General features: G+C 46.1%; 18 protein-coding genes. 11 read left to right on the top strand and 7 right to left on the bottom strand.

Annotated features, from left to right (window positions below):
• Positions 1 to 23 precede the first annotated feature (23 nt).
• The 4 genes from AB4124_RS25175 (at position 24) to AB4124_RS25160 (ending at position 6255) form a co-directional block, all read left to right on the top strand.
• On the top strand, positions 24 to 1289 hold the full coding sequence (locus AB4124_RS25175) for a vWA domain-containing protein (protein ID WP_441974546.1): 1266 nt from the start codon (positions 24 to 26) through the stop codon (positions 1287 to 1289).
• Positions 1290 to 1306: 17 nt separating this feature from the next.
• Positions 1307 to 1948: a beta-mannanase gene (locus tag AB4124_RS25170; RefSeq protein ID WP_441974545.1), complete on the top strand. Its 642-nt coding sequence runs from the start codon at positions 1307 to 1309 to the stop codon at positions 1946 to 1948.
• A gap of 72 nt (positions 1949 to 2020) precedes the next feature.
• Positions 2021 to 3280, top strand: a complete 1260-nt coding sequence (locus AB4124_RS25165; protein WP_441974544.1) for a hypothetical protein — start codon at positions 2021 to 2023, stop codon at positions 3278 to 3280.
• Complete coding sequence (locus tag AB4124_RS25160; RefSeq protein WP_430109557.1) at positions 3280 to 6255, top strand: GAP1-N2 domain-containing protein; 2976 nt, start codon at positions 3280 to 3282, stop codon at positions 6253 to 6255. Before AB4124_RS25165 ends, AB4124_RS25160 begins: the two co-directional genes overlap by 1 nt.
• Positions 6256 to 6320: 65 nt before the next feature.
• Here AB4124_RS25160 and AB4124_RS25155 read toward each other — a convergent pair whose 3' ends face one another.
• Positions 6321 to 6671 (bottom strand): winged helix-turn-helix transcriptional regulator, encoded by a 351-nt coding sequence (locus AB4124_RS25155; protein WP_430109559.1) that lies wholly within the window; start codon positions 6669 to 6671, stop codon positions 6321 to 6323.
• A 124-nt stretch (positions 6672 to 6795) separates the two neighbouring features.
• Here AB4124_RS25155 and AB4124_RS25150 point away from each other — a divergent pair, with 124 nt between their 5' ends.
• A complete protein-coding gene (locus AB4124_RS25150; RefSeq protein ID WP_430109561.1) occupies positions 6796 to 7419 on the top strand; it encodes a nitroreductase family protein in 624 nt (207 codons plus the stop codon).
• 210 nt (positions 7420 to 7629) lie between these two features.
• Here AB4124_RS25150 and AB4124_RS25145 read toward each other — a convergent pair whose 3' ends face one another.
• Entirely contained in the window at positions 7630 to 8268 is a 639-nt protein-coding gene (locus tag AB4124_RS25145; protein ID WP_430109562.1) for a nitroreductase family protein, read from the bottom strand.
• Positions 8269 to 8386: 118 nt separating this feature from the next.
• On the opposite strand from AB4124_RS25145, the gene AB4124_RS25140 reads away from it, so the two are divergent.
• Together AB4124_RS25140 and AB4124_RS25135 are read left to right on the top strand one after the other, a co-directional pair.
• Positions 8387 to 8746 carry a MerR family transcriptional regulator gene (locus tag AB4124_RS25140; RefSeq protein WP_100541392.1) on the top strand — a complete coding sequence of 120 codons (360 nt, stop codon included), beginning with the start codon at positions 8387 to 8389 and terminating at the stop codon, positions 8744 to 8746.
• A gap of 122 nt (positions 8747 to 8868) precedes the next feature.
• Positions 8869 to 9237 (top strand): YybH family protein, encoded by a 369-nt coding sequence (locus AB4124_RS25135; RefSeq protein ID WP_076325295.1) that lies wholly within the window; start codon positions 8869 to 8871, stop codon positions 9235 to 9237.
• Between the two features lie 120 nt (positions 9238 to 9357).
• Here the strand turns inward: AB4124_RS25135 and AB4124_RS25130 are convergent, their stop codons facing one another.
• The 3 genes from AB4124_RS25130 to AB4124_RS25120 all read right to left on the bottom strand — a co-directional run bounded on the left by AB4124_RS25130 (position 9358) and on the right by AB4124_RS25120 (position 11539).
• Positions 9358 to 9915: a DUF1700 domain-containing protein gene (locus AB4124_RS25130; RefSeq protein WP_441974543.1), complete on the bottom strand. Its 558-nt coding sequence runs from the start codon at positions 9913 to 9915 to the stop codon at positions 9358 to 9360.
• 4 nt (positions 9916 to 9919) lie between these two features.
• Positions 9920 to 10252: a PadR family transcriptional regulator gene (locus AB4124_RS25125; RefSeq protein WP_441974542.1), complete on the bottom strand. Its 333-nt coding sequence runs from the start codon at positions 10250 to 10252 to the stop codon at positions 9920 to 9922.
• Between the two features lie 117 nt (positions 10253 to 10369).
• Positions 10370 to 11539, bottom strand: coding sequence for a serine hydrolase domain-containing protein (locus tag AB4124_RS25120; RefSeq protein WP_441974541.1), 1170 nt, complete (start codon positions 11537 to 11539; stop codon positions 10370 to 10372).
• A 736-nt stretch (positions 11540 to 12275) separates the two neighbouring features.
• On the opposite strand from AB4124_RS25120, the gene AB4124_RS25115 reads away from it, so the two are divergent.
• The 3 genes from AB4124_RS25115 to AB4124_RS25105 all read left to right on the top strand — a co-directional run bounded on the left by AB4124_RS25115 (position 12276) and on the right by AB4124_RS25105 (position 17260).
• Positions 12276 to 15968: a glycosyl hydrolase family 18 protein gene (locus AB4124_RS25115; RefSeq protein ID WP_441974540.1), complete on the top strand. Its 3693-nt coding sequence runs from the start codon at positions 12276 to 12278 to the stop codon at positions 15966 to 15968.
• 262 nt (positions 15969 to 16230) lie between these two features.
• Complete coding sequence (locus AB4124_RS25110; RefSeq protein WP_441974539.1) at positions 16231 to 16641, top strand: VOC family protein; 411 nt, start codon at positions 16231 to 16233, stop codon at positions 16639 to 16641.
• A 163-nt stretch (positions 16642 to 16804) separates the two neighbouring features.
• Positions 16805 to 17260, top strand: coding sequence for a MarR family winged helix-turn-helix transcriptional regulator (locus AB4124_RS25105; protein ID WP_430200546.1), 456 nt, complete (start codon positions 16805 to 16807; stop codon positions 17258 to 17260).
• A 112-nt stretch (positions 17261 to 17372) separates the two neighbouring features.
• On the opposite strand, the gene AB4124_RS25100 is transcribed toward AB4124_RS25105, so the two are convergent.
• On the bottom strand, positions 17373 to 17777 hold the full coding sequence (locus tag AB4124_RS25100) for a VOC family protein (RefSeq protein ID WP_076325301.1): 405 nt from the start codon (positions 17775 to 17777) through the stop codon (positions 17373 to 17375).
• A 122-nt stretch (positions 17778 to 17899) separates the two neighbouring features.
• On the bottom strand, positions 17900 to 19348 hold the full coding sequence (cls, locus tag AB4124_RS25095) for a cardiolipin synthase (protein ID WP_441974556.1): 1449 nt from the start codon (positions 19346 to 19348) through the stop codon (positions 17900 to 17902).
• Between the two features lie 223 nt (positions 19349 to 19571).
• Between cls and AB4124_RS25090 the strand changes: the two genes are divergently transcribed.
• Positions 19572 to 20651 carry an AI-2E family transporter gene (locus tag AB4124_RS25090; RefSeq protein ID WP_076325302.1) on the top strand — a complete coding sequence of 360 codons (1080 nt, stop codon included), beginning with the start codon at positions 19572 to 19574 and terminating at the stop codon, positions 20649 to 20651.
• Positions 20652 to 20667 lie beyond the last annotated feature (16 nt).

Genomic DNA, 20667 nt, shown 5'->3' with positions numbered 1-20667 from the left:
GATACAGAGAGTAGGCGTGTATTGTGCAACGAAAAATAAACCCTCTCCTGCTGCTGTTTAGTCTAGTCGGTGGGGGAATCGGATTTACCATTGGGGAATTTTTGCTCCGCCAATGGGGGACAGGGCTTCCCGTCATCGTAGTTACAGGGATCTATTTCGGAATTTTGGCCTTGTGCATCGGATTGGCCTGCTTAATCGCAGAACTGATCTCCCCTCGTTTGAACGGGAGCTCATGGAGACAGCGATACACAGGCACATCATGGAAGCTGCTGATTCCATCCACGTTGGTGGCACTGTTCTTGCTTGGCATGCTGTTTGAGTGGGTGTACCAGTTGAACCCGGGCAGCGCCAAGCCGGTGAAGGATATCGTGCTGGTCATTGACAATTCGGGCAGCATGAAAGACACGGACCCGAATCAGGACCGATATACGGCGGCCAAAAATCTGATTAACCGCATGGACGAGGATAACCGTGTATCGGTGATGCTGTTTGATCATGCGACAACGTTGCTGCAGCCTTTTACGCGTGTGAAGAACCAGGAAGCCAAGGATGAGATCATCGCTGAGATCGACAGTTTGGAAACGAATGATGGCGGTACGGACATTAGTCTCGCGCTGGAGGATACCATGACGCATATCCAAGAGAGCCATGATGCCCGCCGAAGCGCCATGGTCATTATGCTGTCGGACGGCTTTAGCGAAACCGATCATGCGCGTGTGCTTGCCGACTACAAACAGCAGCAAATCGCGGTGAATACGATTGGCCTCAGCCTTGTCTACAAGGATGGCGCCCAGCTGCTTCAGACGATAGCGGCCGAAACGGGCGGGCAATATTACGACGTGCAGAATGCGGCAGATTTGTCTTTTGTCTTCCAGAAAATCTATGATGACGTCGGGGATCGTTCCCTGTTGACGAAACGTACAGGCGCTATGGAAGATAGCGTTTATTATCAGATTATAAGAGTCGTTGCGATGCTGCTCATTGGCGCTGCCACGGGCCTGGCCCTCGGCATTGTGTTTGATAACCGTCATCTCGCGCTTAGCTTCAGCATCGGCGGTGCGGTATCCGGCGTGCTCGCAGGCGTTGTTCTGGAATATGGCCTATCCGGGGGAGAGGTCAGGGATGCCTTCGTTCGTCTGCTGGCCTGCTTCATCCTCGCAGGGATCATCGCCTTGTTCACGTTGGTGATTCCGGTTAAGGAGAACAGCAAGATCATTCGAAACGAGCAGCGGCCAGGCCGAACGGGACGAGGGCAACGGTCGAATGATTCAACAAGCCGAGGATTTTAAAGCAGGGGGCGTTCGATATGCGTTTTAAAAATGCGGAGCCCGGAGAATGGGTCATTCAGGGATTAAGCTATCAATTAGACGAGGGCTACTGTACGCTCCGATGGAGCTGGCCGCCAGGTCTTCAGGCGGTATATATTCACCGCGCGATGGATGATGGATTTGGTCTGCCTGCTGGAACTATAGAGCCTGGCAGCCTGCGCCTGTATACCCGAGACGAGTACAAGGCGAACAATGGGTATCGGGACCGGGTGGACGGAATTGGCCAGATCACGTATACGGTATACGCCATGTCTTCCGAAGATGGAGAGATGGCCTTAATCAGGCAGCCGGATGAAGCGAACAGCATTCAGTTCAGCATCGGCAAAGCTAAACTGGTCTACTCCATTCGTGAAAAGAGCCGCTGGTTGCAGCCTTATAAGACGATTGAAATTCAGGTGACGGCGGAAGTGCCGGTACCCAAGGACGTTTTATGCTACGTAAAGAAGCAGGGGGCTTACCCGGTAAACAAGGAAGACGGCATCTTGTACCCTTTCGTTACGGATTTTGCAGCGGGACGCAACGAATTGCCTGCGATTGAGGTAGGCAAGAACGATTATATTCGCCTGTTTTTTACGGATGGTAAGAAGTATGGACAACGGTATGAGCTCGTTTATAGATAGAGAGAGAACACACTGTAACCACGATGAACGCATCAGTGTGTAATTCATAGGGTTCAGAGGGAGGTACAAAGGATGGGCATTTTTGATATTTTCAAGAAAAAACCGGAGCCGGAGCCAAAGCCGCTGTTCTATGATATTGTGTGCCCTTACTGTTTCAGTAAGTTTGCTCCGAAGGAGGTTGTCTTCCGGGCTGCGCACGATCGAGAGGATGACGAGGACTATGCGCTTGGGGAAGATGATGAGCTGAATCGGTACCGGGAACGCTTTGGGCTGGATTCCGTTTATGATATTGAAGCGATTATCCGGCCGAGCGACATACCGGAGGAGCATCACATTTATTCCGATCACGTGCTGGTTGGATTGAATGACCGTTACGGTGTCGTTACGCGCAGACGGTTATGCCCGAAATGCCATAATGAGCTTCCGGTGACCGCAGGAAAGGTGCCGAACAACATTATCTCGATTATCGGTGCTTCGCAAGTGGGCAAGTCGGTCTATATGACTTCGCTCATTCATACGCTGCAGCATACGACGGCGGATCATTTCGATGCAGCTTGCATGCCGCTAAATGCCGAGATCAGCCGTAAGTTCCGTACGGGCTATGAGGAGCCGTTATTTGAGCGCGGAGATTTGCTGGCGTCCACGCAGAAGGAGAAGATGCAGGAGCCTTTCATTTTCCAATTCGTGTTCAAGGATGAGTCCAAGCCGCCGTTAACCCTCGTATTTTTTGACGTAGCGGGTGAGGGCATGGTGGACGAGGATTACTTGGGACTTCACGGACAGCATATCAAGAATTCCGCGGGTATTCTGTTTATGGTGGATCCGCTCCAAATCCGCTCCATTCGGGAGAAAATCCGCCTGAAATTCGGTGACCAGCCCGGTGAATGGGTGTCCCAGTATGATGAGCCGCGGGATGTCGTGCTGACGATGTTCGGCGATTTCATCGCTTATGAGGACAAGGGCAAGACGGATATTCCGACAGCCGTCGTCTTAACCAAGAGCGACATGCTTCATGCGCTTAAGGATGAGGATGGCGAATACGTGAAGCTGAACAGCAACATCTTTAACAATGTGGTGCACCGCAAGTTTATGAATTTGACCGAATTTGAAAATATTGACGGCGAAATCCGCCGTTTTATCGAGAAGGTCGACCGTCCGTTCAAGGGAACGATGGATGTATACTTTTCCAATACAGCGTATTTTGCCGTGTCGGCTCTAGGCAGCAACCCTGTCGATCAGAAGCTGCAAAGCGTTGTCAGCCCGATTCGGGTCGATGAGCCGTTCATCTGGCTTCTGTACAAGCTGAAGTATATTCAGGGGAGGGAAGACTAGTGCCGGATTTCCCATCCCGAACCATACAGCAGCAAATGTACACGCGGGAGCGCCGGGGCATATTCCGTTCAGCCGAAGGCTTTGATACGGTGGCTCGTTCGTCCGGATTGGAGGCTTCCTTTATCAAAAAGGTGCTGCATCCCTTTTGCCAATACGAAGCTCCAGCCGAGCTGACAGCACGCAGCGAGAGGGAAGCGGCGGCTTATCCGGCCGCCCTTCATCTGTTCCATACGGAAACAGGGGACACGGTGCTAGGGCGAAGCGTGTTTCAGCCTGCGGACTTTACGGGGCTTCGCAGTGCCTTTTTTACGCATCATTATGTCATTCCCGACGGTTTTCTTGAAGATGAGCATTCCGCTTATCAAACTTGGCTCCAGGCCTCCTTTGCCGATCATTACGATATCGAAGAAGGCGTAGATCTTCCGCAGCTTCCTGCCATTCCGGTTCAGGCGGACTCTCAAGCCGCCATCTCATCCAAGGAGACGCCAGCCTTATTGCAGGAGCTTGGGATCGACGAGAAGATATTCAAGCAGCTGCTCTATGCATGCATATCCGCGGCTGCAGGGAAGAAAAAGGTATATATCGTTCTGGATGTCCCGGTGGAACAGTTGTCCGCGAAGGCGGAGCAGCTGCTCTTTGTGTTGTTTGGCCGATTGCCCTATGCGCTGCGCCGGGTGCTTGGGTTCGTAACCTATGCCAAAGAGCCGCAGAGCAAGAAGGGACTTCACCTCATGTTCGTAGAGAAGGGCAGCCTGCGCCTAGGCGACCGGAGCATTGAGAAGGACTATTTGTTTGAGCTCGCTGCCGGCAGGGTCATTAATGTCGATCTGAAATGGTCCGAGCAACCTTATCTTGATTTTGCATGGGAGACGCTATTGGACCCCGATCGCTTAGGGCGCTTTTTTACCTTCGCCGAGCAGATGCTTGCGGATATGGAGCCGGGTCTTGGGATCTTGCTGGATAGCTACGACGATTTATGTGTGCTGTTCCAGATTGAAGAAGGCCAAGAGGGCTTGTACCATGAGCATAAACATACTGTGCTGCGTGCTTTGCTGCTTTATTTGAAGCCGACAGGCGCCCTGGATTCTAAGGGACGGTTGGATCAGCTGTTCCACGCCCTGTTTGCCCAGGAATTCGAGCTTATCAAAGGCGGACAGGTTCCGGATGCAGCGATTGCCGGATTCGTTAAGGATTATCACGGCATCAATCCCCGGCAGCATCAGGATCTGATTGTGGAATATTTTATCCGTTCATTAAATAATGCCTTATCGAAGCAACGCCAGGATGTGACCGAGGCGATTTACGACTTGCTGGAGGGCAGCCCGGCCTTAAGCCGAGCCTTCTATGCCAGGGTGTTGACCAGTCCGGGGCTGCCGGCGTTGATGTTCGATCCATATATGAAAACGCGCATGCAGCAAGCAGCGTCGCCTACGGATTTGGTAGATCTGATCGGCTTGTGGGTTCGGAATCACCCTCTCCTGCTGGAGCAGGAGAATTATATCAGGTTAGCGGAAGCCCAGCTTGTCGATAAGCTTAAGCAAGATCCGGACCCGGTGAGAGCGGTCAACGCCGTGCTGGATCAATTGGATTCGCTGGAGCACCATCCTCAGAAGGGAATGGGTCGTTACCAAGGCGGAACTGCATTTGCAGACCGTTTGATTTATGCGGCAAATCTCTTTCTTTTGCGTGAGTTGGAGCCCGAGCAATTAAGCCAGAAACAGCTGCTGGATATCGGGTTTCTGCAAATGCCGAAGGAGTTCAAGGGTTGGGTAGAGCGTTTTGACTCCCGGATTCGGTCCAAGGCGGAAGTCATGCTCGCCCTTTACCAGTGGTCCAGCCATGAAGAGGTTCAAGCGGAGGTGCTGGCAGATCTGTCAGCCGAGGAGCGGGAACGAACCCAACAAATCATGCGAAAGTGGCTGCAGAACCATGTGATGCCATCCAGATTTGATAGCATTACCTTGGCCTTCTGCACGGAGATTCGTTCCAGTGCCGTAGACTACCGGGGCTTGCTTGATTATTTGTACAGATACGGCAACAGTCCGGAAGTGGTATACCAGTATATTAAGTGGTCTGCCGAGCAGCCGGTATTCGTTAGACCGCGGGGACTTGTTCCGGCTTATGCCGCCGCTATCGTTCATTATTTCAAATCCTATGACCGTGAAGCCTTCAAGAATAAGGATTATGCGAAAACGTATTTCAATTCGCCTGCGCCCATCCTCAAACCGGTGTATACGAAGGTCAGGGCCGAATTGGCTTCACCGTTGGTGCGATGGTTTCGACAGCATTCGCGGTTCGTAAAAATCACTTCTTCCTTGCTTGTGGTGATCGTTATTGCTGGTGCTGCCTTCATGATGATCCAAAACGGCAAAGGACCTGCGGACGGTAATGCTGATCCGAATCCGGTCATCACGCCCCCGGTTACCGCACCTCCGGCTTCTTCTGATATCGTCCCTGAAAAGCCGTTATTGACGGCGACGGTGGTGGAGGAAGGCGAGCAGGAGGGCAAGACCGAACTGACTTTCCATTTTAAACAGCCGGCGGCTTGCCGGGAGTTCAGTGTGGATAAACTACAGGTTGTAGGCAAAGACGCAAGCACGCTGTTTGAGGCCGCCAGCCCTGAATTATCGCGGGTTTGCGCCGATGACACAACGGGCGAAGCGGATACCGACCCATCAGGGACAGAGACTGATTCAACCGGGAATCAAGCGGAGCCGAATACCGGGACAACAGAAGGGGAAGGCTCGTCTGATACAGCCAAGGACGAAGACGTTCCGTCTTCTGAAGGTGCTGGTGACACTCAGGAAAACCAGACTTACGCGAGTCAGGTCACCCTGAAGCTGGATCAACCACTTGACGTGTCCCTAGTCGAGAAGGTCGTAGTGGATGGCGTCTCCTATGAGCTGTCCGACGAAAGCGCGCTTTCGGAAGAGCAAGAGCAGGCTCCGGAGAATGAGACGAATGAAGGAGTTTAACAAATAGATAACGAGCAGACGATCATTCGTCTGCTCGTTTTTTTTTCGCGCCTCTTATGCACCACCTATTTATGCTGGCTACAGATTTGTTCTTCTCTTTCGAGGTTTTGTACGATTGCATAGGTGTTGCCCCATTCACACATTGTATTTAATACAGGGACGAAGGATTGGCCCAGCTCAGTTAAACTGTATTCTACCTTAGGCGGTACTTCTTTAAATACTTCTCTTCGGACAAGCTCATCTTTTTCCAGCTGCTTTAATTGATCGGTTAAGACTTTCTGCGTTATGGTCGGCATGAGCTGATAGAACTCCTTGGTTCTCCTTGGTTTTTGACTCAGGAAAAAGAGGATTAAACATTTCCACTTTCCTCCTACCGTATTCATAAAAATATTGATTCCCGTATTGAGACTGTTCATTATGTATTCCTCCTGAATAGGCACATAAAGGTGGCTAACCCACTTTATTGTGCGTTATTTTCTGCCACTTTACGGTCCATTATAATCGGAATATGGAGTAAATAAAACATTTGGAGTGAGCACAATGAGTGTGAGAGAGATATTAGAACAAAGACGTTCTGTCAGGCATTATGATCCCCATTATAAAGTGGAATCGGAAACGTTGGCGGCTTTGATTGAAGGAGCCAGTAAATCGCCCAACGGAAACAATATTCAAGCAACACGGTACCTGGTTATCGACGAACCGGATTTAAAGAACATGTTACTCCCCATTGCCTTTCATCAGCAACAGGTAATAGAAGCATCCGTACTAATCGTTGTACTAGGCGATTATGAAGCATTTGAAAAAGAAAATATTATCAATATTCATGAAGATGGATTCCAAAAGGGGTATTTTGACGCATCATTAAGAGACTATTTAGCCAACGCGGCAATCCAGTATTATCTAAATAAATCCAAAGAAGATTTAAAACTCGAATTAGTAAGAGACGCAAGCCTGGCGTCTATGTCGTTAGTTTTACTGGCGAACGAGGCGGGTCTTCATACGATTACCATGTCCGGGTATGATTCCGAACAATTAAAGTCGGCCTTACAGATTTCTGACAGGTATGAAGATGTGATGCTGATAGCCATTGGAAAAGGAATTAAACAAGGCCATAAAACCGTTAGACACGATGTGGACAAAGTCATTTATAAAAACAAAATATAATTCATGGAATGAAATATTAGTTTATGTGAAACCAAGGGAGCCGATCACAATGACCGGCTCCCTTTTTCTTTTTGATTGAGTTTTTCGTTAGCTTAACAAGCTTTAGAGTTTTCGATTATTGATCCTTTAACAGTAAGCTTCTATATAAACTTGCGGTTTGAGTCTGATGTTATTTTGAAGAAAGAATGGTGAATCGATTACGGATAATGGTTACCTCCAAAATGTAATCTTGTCAGAACCTAATCGAACAGACTCATGCCCATCCTCTTTGGCTTTTCCTATTGAAATCATCATGACTGGAGCATAGCGTTCTTCATCTAAATCAAATGCTTTTGCTAACTGATCAACTTCAAAGCCTGCCATTGGATTCGTATCGTACCCATGTGCACGAGCTACTAACATGAACTGCATTGCAAAGAGGCTGCTATCGACTTTTGCAATTTCAACTTTCATTTCTTTTGATAGGGTCGGAAACATGGATAGAATGGTTTCGAGTTGACGATCTCGTACTTCAGCTGGCATTTTTCCTTGTTCCACGGCTGTATTGTAAATTTCTTCAGCATATAAATAGCTTTGGGTGTCACCAAAAATTAATAACATAGCTGATGAAGTATCATTTTGTAATGTATTGAAACGCACAAGAGGTCTTAGCTTTTCTTTTCCTTCTGGAGTATCGACCACAATTACACGCCAAGGCTGCATATTTGCAGAGGATGGAGCCAGACTGGCTTCAGAAATCATTTCGCTTATCTCTTCCTTCGATATTTTAAAATTCTCATCATAATTACGGACAGAACGTCGGCCCATAACGATATTGGCGAAATCATTGTTTTGAATATGGTTAAACATAGAACCTCTCCTCTTGATAACATTAGATTTTTTTGACATTGTGTATGTCGTGCGTTATCATATTTCGTATTATGAACTATGAACCTAGGTTTATAGCAAGAAATAAAGAGGTCCTATTATGAAAATAAACGATGTTTCAAAATTAACGGGTCTGCCCATATCAACATTAAGATTCTATGAACGTAAAAACCTAATTCCAGACAGTTATGTTAAAAGAGATGTTAATAATTATCGTGTTTATTCTGAAGAGGTTGTTGAGTTTCTAGATGATGTGAAGGCACTTTTATCCGTAGACTTTTCTATAGAAGAATTAAGTTTGCTAGTAAATCAACAACTTAATTTATCATACGAGGCAAAGACAAAAATGGTTGAACAAAAAATCAAAGAAATTGAAGAGATCCAGAAGCGATTGAAAAAGTCAAAGAAATTCTTGAATGCAGTCTTGGAAGGAAAGGCAAATTTTCAAACAAAATGTTAAGGACATTAACATAAACACAGATATATGAAAGTTAACCAGGAAAGATCCGTCATTGAACAAAATTGTACTATACTTTGTTTATTAACTTATATGCCTATTTGAGGGATGGGAGGTGTGGAACGATGTCATATCATAAGGCACTTGAGGCATACATAGCGGCTACGAATACGCATAATTTTGACAATGTAGCCCGGTTGCTCGACGGAGAAGCGGTCTATTGGTTTTCGGATCGGAGCTGTCATACGTTGGATGAGATCCGGGCATATTTCGAACATGCCTGGAATGTTATTCGGGATGAGGTATACCGGGCGGAGGATATAGAGTGGATAGCGAGTGATGCTCATTCGGCGGTATGTATTTATACCTATCACTTTGAGGGTTATCATCAGGGGACATATACGGCCGGAAGCGGGAGAGCAACGAATGTGTTCGTTCGCGATGCCGATGGCTTATGGAAATTAAAGCATGAGCATTTAAGTTCGATTCGATGAATCGGTTTGATATCATTGCATAAATAAAAGAAAAAGAGCTCTTGAAGGGCTCTTTTTCCATCATAGTAAAAACGGGGTGCGGTTGGTCTATGAATGACCGCCGGGTCCCGTTCTTTTTTATTAATACAATGTTTTCTTTTTCTGACTAATGGCCTGTATGTATTTAATTGTAAGTTTCCATAATACTTTCCCGAGCCAAAACATCAACACACCAATGACAATAGAAATGGGTAAGAACAGCATTGGGCTTGGTGTATATGCTCCCATTTCGATTGTTATTCCGGCAATATCATATCCCATAAGATGCCCAACAAATTTAATAATTCCGCCTATTGGTGTAATAACTCCACTAATCATTAAAGCAATGGAAAGAGTACTGAGAAGAGGCAGAAGAAACATACCGCTGATGCCTGCAAAGCTGCTACAAAATGCAAATACAGCGCCGAATTTACGCCAACTGAATTTACTGTTCTTTGAAATGGCTTCACCTAAATATGCTCTCGCTAATTCTTTTGGGTTTCCTAGCCGCTCGATGATTTGCTCAGAAGATAGACCATTATTTTGCAATTCAAGCATTACACTTTTGATTTCTTTTACAATGTCCATACGTTCGGAATCGGACATGGATTTCAAATACTTTTCAATCTTTTCAAGATAGTCATTCGTAATTTTATCCAAAATTTCACACTCCTTTAATTTCTGCTATAGCAATTAATAAATTATCCCATTCTAAGGACATAGCGTTTAAGTATTCATTTCCTTTGTCTGTAATGGAATAATATTTTCTCGGTGGCAAACCCTCTGTACTTTCTTGCCAAGATGAAGATACATATTCTTCTTTCAATAATCTTCTAAGCAGAGGATAAATTGTATTTTCTTTTGCAGCAACAATAGGATGCTGTTCTAACTTACTTATGATTTCATACCCATAATAGGGTCGCTGCTTTATTAGCAATAGAATACAAAATTCGAGTGTTCCTCTCTTGATTTGTGATTTCCAATCTTCCACATTCATGATATTGTACCTCCTGCGGATACATCGTACAACACAGTACATCAAATATCAATAGTACATCAGTTTTTTTTATTCAACGTAATAGAGGGAATCGCTTGCTACGTTTTTCCTTTTTGCCTACTTGCTAAATTCAGCAAGCAAAATGTTTTTAAAAGGATTAGGACTGTTATCTCTACCCAAGCTGTTCAAACTGACGACCAACGTATGCTTGCCTCCAAGTGTACCTCCAGCAATAGTGGAAAACCCTAGAATGCCACCGGTGTGTCCCCATATCGAGGCACCGTTTGGAAGCTTAGTTTCAAAGATTCCAAGACCATATCCATCGATTCCTGCTCTTCCTGTAGGAACTGTAGTAAGCATTTGTTTTAGTTGCTGTTCCTTCAGTAATTTGCCGCCGAGCAAGGAAGAGAAGAATTTATTTAAGTCATCAGCAGTAGAAATCATATCTCCAGCTGAGCTACCTGCACTTGGGTTATAGTAAGTAACGTCTTTTATCTCACTTGCTTCGTCTGGTTGGGAATATCCCCGAGCATGCTTGGTGCCTGGAATAACGCTTGAATTGCCAGGTAGGAATGTATCCGACAATTTAAGCGGTTCAATAATCCGATTTTCAATCTCTTCCGCGTAGCTGTTTCCGGTTACTTTTTCAATAAGAATACCCAGTAATACGTATCCTGTGTTTGAATAAGACCAGCCCTTACCTGGGGCAAAGTCTGGGGGCAGAGAAATGCCCATCTTCACTATCTCTTCAGCCGAATACGATTTTTTTGTATCCATAAAATCAACGTCTTTTGACCTTGAGTATTCAGCGATACCACTTGTATGGTTCAATATCTGCCGGATGGTAATCTGTTTACCATTATACCCGTTTCCTTGAATGACACCAGGCAGCCATTTTTCAATGGAGTCGTCTAGATTCAAGCGGTTCTCTCCAGCTAATTGAAGTACCACCGTTGCAGTGAACGTCTTCGTCACGCTGCCAATGCGAAAGCGAAAATCTGTTTCCATTGGTTTCTTGGTGCTCAGATTCGCTACCCCAGCCGCATAACCCCACGTTTTTCCACCCTCAAAAGTTTTAGCAAGTATCCCCGGGAATCCAAGTTGCAACGTATCCCGCATGGCTTGCTTGACGGAATTATGATCTCGTTGAGTGCTTGTTTGTAACGAACTAGATACATTTTGAGTGGGCTTTGCTTTTACAATTGAGGTTGGCGATGTGTATAGCAGGGCACTTCCAGTTATTAAAAGGGCCAGACTTGCAGATGTAATTTGATTACGTATTTTCATAAGGGATTCCTCTTCTCTATTAATATTGTATGGTTTACCAACGCGATTCTGTCCTAACAAGCAGTAAATTCCTCTTTTTTCACATGTATGTTAACCCCCTAAATGAATTGTTTTTCTCGAAATACCCTTGTTAACTGGTTGTTTTCCATATATACGTCATATTCGTTCCGTCTTTCACACCTGCCTTCCGCATATACATCGTACAACACAGTACCTCAATTAACAATAGTATATCAGAATTTATTAATTCCAACGTAATAGAGATATTTATTTGAAGGCATTATGCGTGTTGCTTTCACCGGTAGATTAGATCCATGTTGAATTTATTAACAGAATATAAAATTACAAGAATTTACCCCATGTTTATGGAAATGTATCCCTTCTCAATCGATGGTGTAGGTTCCATGATACAAATATATGAATATTTATTGAACACCTTTGAATTCAAGAAAGGAGGCTGTAGTAGAGCGTACGGACAGTGATTCAATCATGAGTAGAGAGAGGGGGGGACTGAACTCTACATAATTGAGCTGGGAAAATTAGTAACCGCTTTCAATACAAGTTGGATTTGAGCGATATGCGAAAATAGGCAAGTCATCAAAGAAACACTCGATGACACCGAGGGACAGACATTCATTGAAATGCTGTATCATTTGCAATCGAAATTTAATCAACAGAGGTGAAAACGGTGACATCATTTATAACGAAAAAGCACCCGAAACGGGTGATATGCTTTTTGGCCCTTATTCTTATTTTTACGCCACTCTTTAATGCGCCTGCATCCTATGCAGCAGAAAGTGCTCCTCCTACAGACATTTCTACTGACATTTCCACAGTTAACTCCGTCCTAGAGCCCGCGACAGTAACGAACTCAACGTATAAAGCCCAGACCAATGAAGCCCAGGATCCGCTGGCACCGCAGAATCTTCGTATTGAAAGTGTCTCTCATAATATGGCGATATTTCAATGGGATTTCAAACCCGTCGAAGGTGAAAACAATATACAGGTGTGGGACGCGGATTCAGGCAAGTGGCTGGCATGGGGCAATTATTGGACCCGCGCCGTGACCGGATTGACACCTGAAACGACCTACAGAATCTATATTACGTGGGACGGCGACGTGAAAAAAGAACACAAAAGCAATGTATTGGAATTCACCACAACCAAAGACGAAGCTGAATATAAAGATGCACCGTTGACTCCTCCAAGCCATCTTAAAATTGACGATGTAACGGAAGATACGGTTACGCTGAGTTGGGGTTCGAGTCCTGGAGCCGAAGCTTATGACATTTATATTAATGGAGCATGGAAAGGCGGCACTTGGGAAAACTCCGTTACCACGGCTACTTATGGACCTTTGGAAGCAGGAGAGACTTATACTTTTAAAGTAGGCGCGCAGAGAAGCGTAAATGGAGCTTTGGAAGCATCCGCCAATAGTAATGCCGTTACCCTTAAGTGGGGGAAACTGGCTCAACCTCAAGGGTTACAGGTAGTGACGGCTACACGATCTACGGTTTCACTGGGCTGGGCACCGGTGCCTGGGGCCACAAGCTATGATATTTATCAGGATGGAGTAAAGGTTGGTTCGAGTAGCGGGAGTCGGTATGTAGCTGCTGGACTGGAAGAAGGAAAGACCTATTCGTATAAGGTAGTGGGCCATAACGGCCTATGGACTTCGCCTGAAAGCGAAGCAGTGTCGGTAGTTCCTGGCAGCAATTATAACAATATTACGTACTACACTTCTTGGTCAGCTAGTACCGAAGGACGTAATTTTCATCCTGGTGACTTGGATGTATCACAGATCACCCACATTAACTATGCCTTTGCCGATATATGTTGGAAAAAATACGGGAGCGGGCCGAGAGCCTGCGAAGATCCTAATATTCCTGCACAGGATCGATACGTCCATGACGGAGAAATTGTGATTGGAGATCCGACATTTGATTTTCAGAATTTCGCAGCATTCGAATCCGTCAAGGCATCGAACCCTCAATTGAAGCTTATGGTTTCAGTAGGCGGCTGGTCCTGGTCTGATAATTTTTCTAATGTAGCCATGACGGAAGAAACCCGTCGTACGTTTGCTAACTCTGCTGTAAAATTCCTCCGAGACTACAAGTTTGATGGTTTGGATATCGATTGGGAGTATCCGGTCGAAGACGGGGAAGAGTCGAATTCCAGAGCACCGGAGGATAAAGAAAACTTCACATTGTTAATGAAAACCGTTCGCGAGGCGTTGGATGCAGCCGGTTCAGAGGACGGGAAATATTATTTGCTGACGATTGCTTCAGGGCAGGGAGACAATTTTACCGTAAACGCAGACTTTACTAACTCTGTGCAGTATCTCGATTTTGTCAATATTATGACCTATGATTACAGCGGTAAATCTGATTCATTTGGTCATCATAATGCACCATTATTTTATGATAAAGCTCTTCCAACATCATCCGCTCCAAGAAATCATGTGCTTGGCGGTTTGTTAGGCCATTTGAATGGCGGAGTGCCGACACATAAGTTGATCGTGGGCGTTCCTTACTACGGCAAGGGCTGGGATGGTTGTGGTTCACTTGGTCAATATCAGGCATGCAATAAGGATGGATCTAGTTTTGGAACATGGGAGCCTGCCATTTTCGATTTTAGCGATCTCGAGAATAACTACATCAACAAGAACGGCTATAAAAGATATTGGAACGAATCCGCTAAGGTTCCTTACCTGTACAACGATCAAAATAAAGCGTTCATCACCTACAACGATAAGAACACCATGAAGTACACCGCTTCCATCGTGAAATCGCTGGATATTGCAGGCGTCATGAGCTGGGATATCAGCGGCGACCGTAATAAGACTCTGACGACTCAACTCATTCACGACTTGCCGATCGATGGCAAAGTCAATGCTTCAGCACTTCCGGCTCCGGCGAATCTCTCGAAGGTAAGTGCCAGCGCAAGCTCCATTCAGGTGAAATGGGATGCTGTGGCAGGCGCAACGGGATATGAAGTATATGTAAATAATGCTTTGTCAGGCTCGGTTACAGATAATAGTTATACCGTGAATGGCCTTAGCTCTCTTACGAACTACAAGATTCATGTGCTTGCGGTAGATCGAACGGGAGATGAGATTAACCGCGTCTCCAGCGCTTCGAATCTGCTTAGTGTAACGACTTCAAGCAGCGGTTCCGGTGGATCTGACGGTTCCGGCGGATCAGGAGGATCGGGAGGCTCTGGTTCACCAACGCCTTCGACGCCACAACCGCCTAAAGCCAAAGATCAGCTAGAGGCAAACGTCACGCTTCATGGCGATAAAGCTGTGGTGACCCTACCTACGGCTGCAGCTGTTAACAGCATTAACCTTTCGGATTCCTCCAACTTCCAGATCCATGCGGGTGCGGGTGCGAAGCAGGCTGAGGTTGAGATTCCGCAAGAAATCATCGCAGCCGTTGCGAAAAAAGGAGCCAAGGCCAGTCTTTCCATTATCGTGAACGGGACAGAATACCGGATTCCGACTTCGCTGATTACGGTTTCCGGTCCTGTAAAAGTTTCGATTGTTTCTCCAGGGGCTGCCGATGCAGCAAGCATGGAGACACTGCTTAAGGGAAGAGAGGTACTAGCCAATCCGCTATCGTTCAAGCTTGAGCAAATAAACGCGGATAAGACAACGACCGAACTGAAGCATTTCGGCAAAACCCATGTCAGCGAATTTATGACCGTCGATGCGAAAAAGATAAATGTAAAACGTGCTACCGGAGTGGTTTATATACCAGGTACCCAGGAGCTTCGATCCGTTCCGACCTTGTTTAAAGTTAACGCGGATGGCACGGTAACTGTTGAAATCAAGAAAACCGGCAGCGGTATTTATGCTCTGGTTCAGCAAGATATCCGGTTTAGTGACGCGATCCCTTCTTGGGCACGGGAAGACGTGGCGCAGGCTGCTGCCAAGCTGATCGTTACTGGAGAAAGTAACGGATCTTTCGGCGGTAATAAACAAATTACCCGTGCCGAGATTATATCCATTGTGGTGAAGGCGCTGGGCATTCTGCCTGACGACAGTGATGCCAATTTCAAGGATGTAGATCCGAAATCCCAGTATGCTAAAGAGATTGCAGCTGCGAAAGCGGCAGGGTTAGTGAAGGGACGCTCAGGCGATATCTTTGATCCAAACAGCTTGATTACGCGTGAGGAATTGGCCGTCATGCTGAGTAATGTGCTGAATTATGCCGGCAAGAAGAACGAAGCTAACCAAGGATTGTTAAACAAATTTAAAGACCACGCCAAGGTTTCGTCTTATGCTAAGTCGTCCGTCGCTTTCGTCGTGGAGCAGAAGATTATGCAAGGCGTATCCGCCTCCAAGCTGGATCCACAATCTCATGTAACCAAAGCTCAGACGGTGGTAACCGTCATGAGATTGCTGCGTGCAGTGGGTTTATCTAACTAATAAAGTCGGATGTCTCCCAGGCGAGTTTTAATACGGCCTGGAGGCATCCTTTTTTTCGGGTAAGAGTTATAAGCTACAGCCGACTGAATCGCTGCTGCGTTTTGTTTAGCATTTGGATCCCAAAAAGACAGGATCGAGAGGATCCTGAATATGCTTCGCAAGCTGGATTCCCGTAGCTTGGATTGAACATAGCAAATGAAGAGAAATGTCGTGCTGCAGCTCATGCTAAGATGAATCTATCAAATAGAAGAGGTGATTCGGAATGGCTTTAAGATGTGATAGTATTTTTGTGAACCTACCTGTGAAGGACTTGGAGAAAACGAAGGACTTCTTCTCGAAAATTGGTTTTGATTTTAACGCGCAATTTACAGACAAAAACGCGGCCTGCCTGGTCATAGGCGATAACATCTTTGCCATGCTCCTCACCGAGGATTATTTCAAGACGTTCACCAAGAAAGATCTGTCGAATGCCGCGAACACAACGGAAGTGATTCTGGCACTTTCAGCCGAAAGTCGGGAACAGGTGGACGAAATCGTCAATGCTGCGCTTTCCGCAGGAGGGTCGCCTTCCAATGATCCGGTGGATCATGGTTTTATGTATGGTTGGAGCTTTCAGGATCCGGATGGCCATCTGTGGGAAGTCATGTACATGGATCAGAGCCAGGTCGAATAGAAGCATTAAAGCAAGCAGTTGCAGGATCACAACATGAAGAAGCATACACCTAATAAAATGACGGCAGAGGTCTCCCAGGGTTATGGTGGGAATCTGCCGCTTTACTTTTATTTGGAAATCCATTATATTTGTATGTGCAAGCAATAAAAGGTGATTCAACAGGATGAACTCAGCGAAAGAGGTAGCCGTTATGTTAAATACGTATATCAAGGAATGTCTTTACTTCACTACCAATCGTCTTAGCCGGGTTATCACCAAGATGGCCGAAGATGAGTTTGCCGCAAGCGGATTGTCGCCCACCTATGCTTATTTGCTTATGGCTGTATATGAGAAGGAAGGGATCTCGCAGAAGGAATTAGGCGAAATTCTTCATCTTCAGCCTTCTACCGTAACCCGACTGGTTGAGAAGCTGGCCGTTAAAGGGCTGGTTTATAATCGGGTGGAAGGAAGGATGTCATTGATCTATACAACCGATAAAGGGAAGGCTTTGGAGAAAGTGATTCACGAGTGCTGGATGAATTTGCGCAGTCGTTACGGCGCTATTTTAGGTCATGCCGAAGGTGATGAACTATCGCTGCATCTATACGAGGTGAGTGATCAATTGGAGAATAAGGACTGAGGTCTTTTTGGACACAAGCCGATTGGCCGCAGCGGAAGTCGTGGAATGTTGGAGCTCCAAATAAAAACGCAAAAAAAAGCCCTCCAAGTGAAACTTGAAGGGCTTTCTACCATTAATTGACTTGGACTTCGGTCGTTACCTGCCACAATACGCCGAACTTGTCTTCCAGCAACCCGAACAGCGCTCCCCAGAATTGAGTCTTCAGCGGATCAAGCACCTTACCGCCTTCTGCTAAGCGGTCAAAAGCTTCATGTGCTTCAGCATCGCTCTCAAACGACAGGCTCAGATGAATTCCGTTCCCTCGCTCCAGGGTTTGGAATATGGAGTCCGACATAAAGATTGGAATTCCTCCTGCTACCAGACTAAGATGCATGACCTTGTCTTTAAGCTCTTCCTTGGTTCCAGGAATCTCGCCATGGGTTTGCACGGACAAGATCTCCCCGCCTAATGCTTGGGTATAAAACTCAGCCTGCGCTTTTGCATCCTCAGAGAAAATATACGGTGTCAGTTTAGCCACGTGCAACATCCTTCCCAGTTTTAAAATAATGGATTCGTTTTCCTTGGCTTTAGTATAAACGGTCTGAGTCTCCCGCATTTCTTCTGGATTGCTAAATCTTGCGGCAGCGCTAAAGGCTTGTTTTACAGAATAGGCGACAGCAAGCGTGAGATGGATTCCTTAAACTTGATCCACCTTGATCGCTCCAGATACTGCTTCATCGTAAGCTGGCTGGATACCTGCAGATCCTGATGAAAGATGTGAGTCAATTGTTTTGATAAATCCTCATCGTACAGGAACGCGTTCACTTCAAAATTCAGCTTGAAGCTTCGAACATCGATATTCGCCGTGCCGACGGAAGAAATCTTCTCGTCAATGATGATGGTCTTGGCATGAATGAAGCCATTATTGTAGAGATACACGTTAGCCCCGGTTCTCAGCATTTCCCCGATATAGGATAAGGTCGCCCAATAGACAAAGGGATGGTCCGGTTTATCGGGAATCATCAGGTTAACCTCAACGCCGGACAGCGCCGCAATGCGGAGCGCATCCAGGAGGCTGGCATCGGGGATAAAATACGGCGTCTGAATATGAATCGATTTCTTGGCGGACGAAATCATTTTGATATAACCGTTTTTGATGTGTTCATATCTGGAATCCGGACCGCTGGTCACAATCTGAATCCCGACATTGCCAGGCGAATCGATCTTGGGAAACAGATTCGATTCATAAGAAATATCGTGATGGTGCGAAGCCTGATTCCAGTCGAGAATGAAGCGAACCTGCATCGCATAAACAGCTTCACCTTGAATGCGCAGATGGGTGTCCCGCCAATATCCGAACCTGGAGTTGAGACCCAGGTACTCATCCCCAACGTTAAAACCGCCTACATACCCGATGTCGCCATCAATGATAGCGAGCTTTCGGTGATTCCGGTAATTCAAGCGCAGATTAATGAAGCGCAGCTTGGACGGGAAGAAGGCCTCGGCTTCTCCGCCGGCTTCGCGAAATGCTTTGAAGAAGCCCTTGGTTAATTGACGCGAGCCCAGCTCGTCGTACAGAACCCGGACTTTCACGCCTTCTTTTGCTTTTTTGGTCAACAGGGACATCAGCTTCTTGCCCAGCTCGTCCCGACGGATGATGTAGTATTGAATATGTATATAGACTTTGGCTTCCTCAATATCCTGAAACAACCGTTCAAATTTCTTGCGTCCATCCGTGAAAATTTCAACGTGGTTGTCGTCCGTAAGGATCGCCTGATTCTCATTGATATGCATATGGATTAAATCGCTGCTATCCGCCGCGGCTTGATTGCTGAACGGGTAGTCCCCGTTAGTCATCCCTTCCATTTGAGACAGCAATACCTTCTCGATGCCTGTTTTCTGCAGATCACCCCAATGAAAAAGACGGATTCTTCTTAAATTTTGGGCGAACAACAGGTAGAGCGCAAAACCCAAAATCGGGATAAAAGACAGCACTAGCAGCCATGCCCAGGTGGAGCCGGCATCCCGCCGTTCCCTAAAAACCACGAACATGGAGAACACGATATTCAGTACGATGATCAGACCAAGAGTGATGGATGTAACATGCATGTTCATAATATCCTCCTAAACTATATCCTTGCCCTTGCAATCCTTCATATTATACGTGAGGCGTTAGGAGAAGTATATATCGGCAGGATGAAGTGAACGGAATGGTTATATAAGCGATGGCGCTACAATCCGACATCCTATACCAGTGTAGACGCAAGCGATTTGTATATGCACACATTGTCATGATACGATGGTGAAAAAAATAGGAGAAGGGGCATGCTTTTTGCTGAAAATGAACAAGTTTTTCAAATTATGTCTCGCCGTGATTCTGGTCCTCATTATTATTTATTTGGGATCGCTGGTGGATTTTATATTCAGACCGGTACTTTCGTTCTTCTCGATCATCCTCGTGCCGCTGATGCTGTCAGGATTCTTCTATTACCTGCTCAGGCCGCTGGTTGATCTTCTCGAAAAGCGCAAGCTAAATCGCTCGCTGGCCATCCTGCTCCTATATGTCGTGTTTGCAGGCATACTTACAGGTTTTATTATTGGGGTATGGCCATCCCTGCGGGATCAGATCATTGCTCTTGTGGAGAATGCGCCCGCATTATTTGCTGCCTTAGGTGAACAGTTGCAGGAGTGGGAAAATAACGGGCTCTTTAAGGAGATATTTCCGGAGGATTCTAATCCACTTACCCAATTAACCGATTATTTGAATCAAGGCTTCACGTTCCTGACGAATTATATTATGAACCTCTTCTCGTTCGTGTCGAACTTTGCCATCGTTTTATTTACGTTCCCGATCCTGCTGTATTACATGCTGAAGGAAGGCGGGAAGTTCGGAGAGATGATTGTCAGCTTTTTGCCTAACCGCTTCAAGGAAGTGGGAGCTTCGGTACTGGATGAAATCAACAATGCCCTCAAAGGGTTCATCGTTGGACGAGTGCTCGTCAATCTGGCGCTGGGTGTCTTGATGTACATCGGCTTCCTGATTATTGGTCTTCCTTATGCATTACTGCTGACGACCGTGGCGGTTATCGCGAATTTCATACCATTTATCGGAGCTATTCTATCCTCGATCCCGATCGTGATCATCGGCTTCATTCAATCCCCTGGAACGGCGATCTGGTCGCTTGTTGTCATTCTGGCAGCTCAGCAGATTCAGGATAACCTGATTGGACCATATATCTTTGGCAAACAGCTGGCTATCCATCCGATTACGATCATTATCCTGGTTTTGGTGGGACAGGATCTCGGCGGAATTATAGGGGTTCTGCTGGTGGTACCGATTTACATGATCATTAAGATTATCGTAACGAGAGTTTATCAGCTATTCTTTAAGGAAAAATGGCAAAAAGCATAGACGGGTGATAGGCATG

The organism is Paenibacillus sp. 2KB_20 (genome assembly GCF_052115765.1).
Taxonomy (GTDB): domain Bacteria; phylum Bacillota; class Bacilli; order Paenibacillales; family Paenibacillaceae; genus Paenibacillus_AQ.
This window is presented reverse-complemented; position numbering and strand designations above follow the sequence as displayed.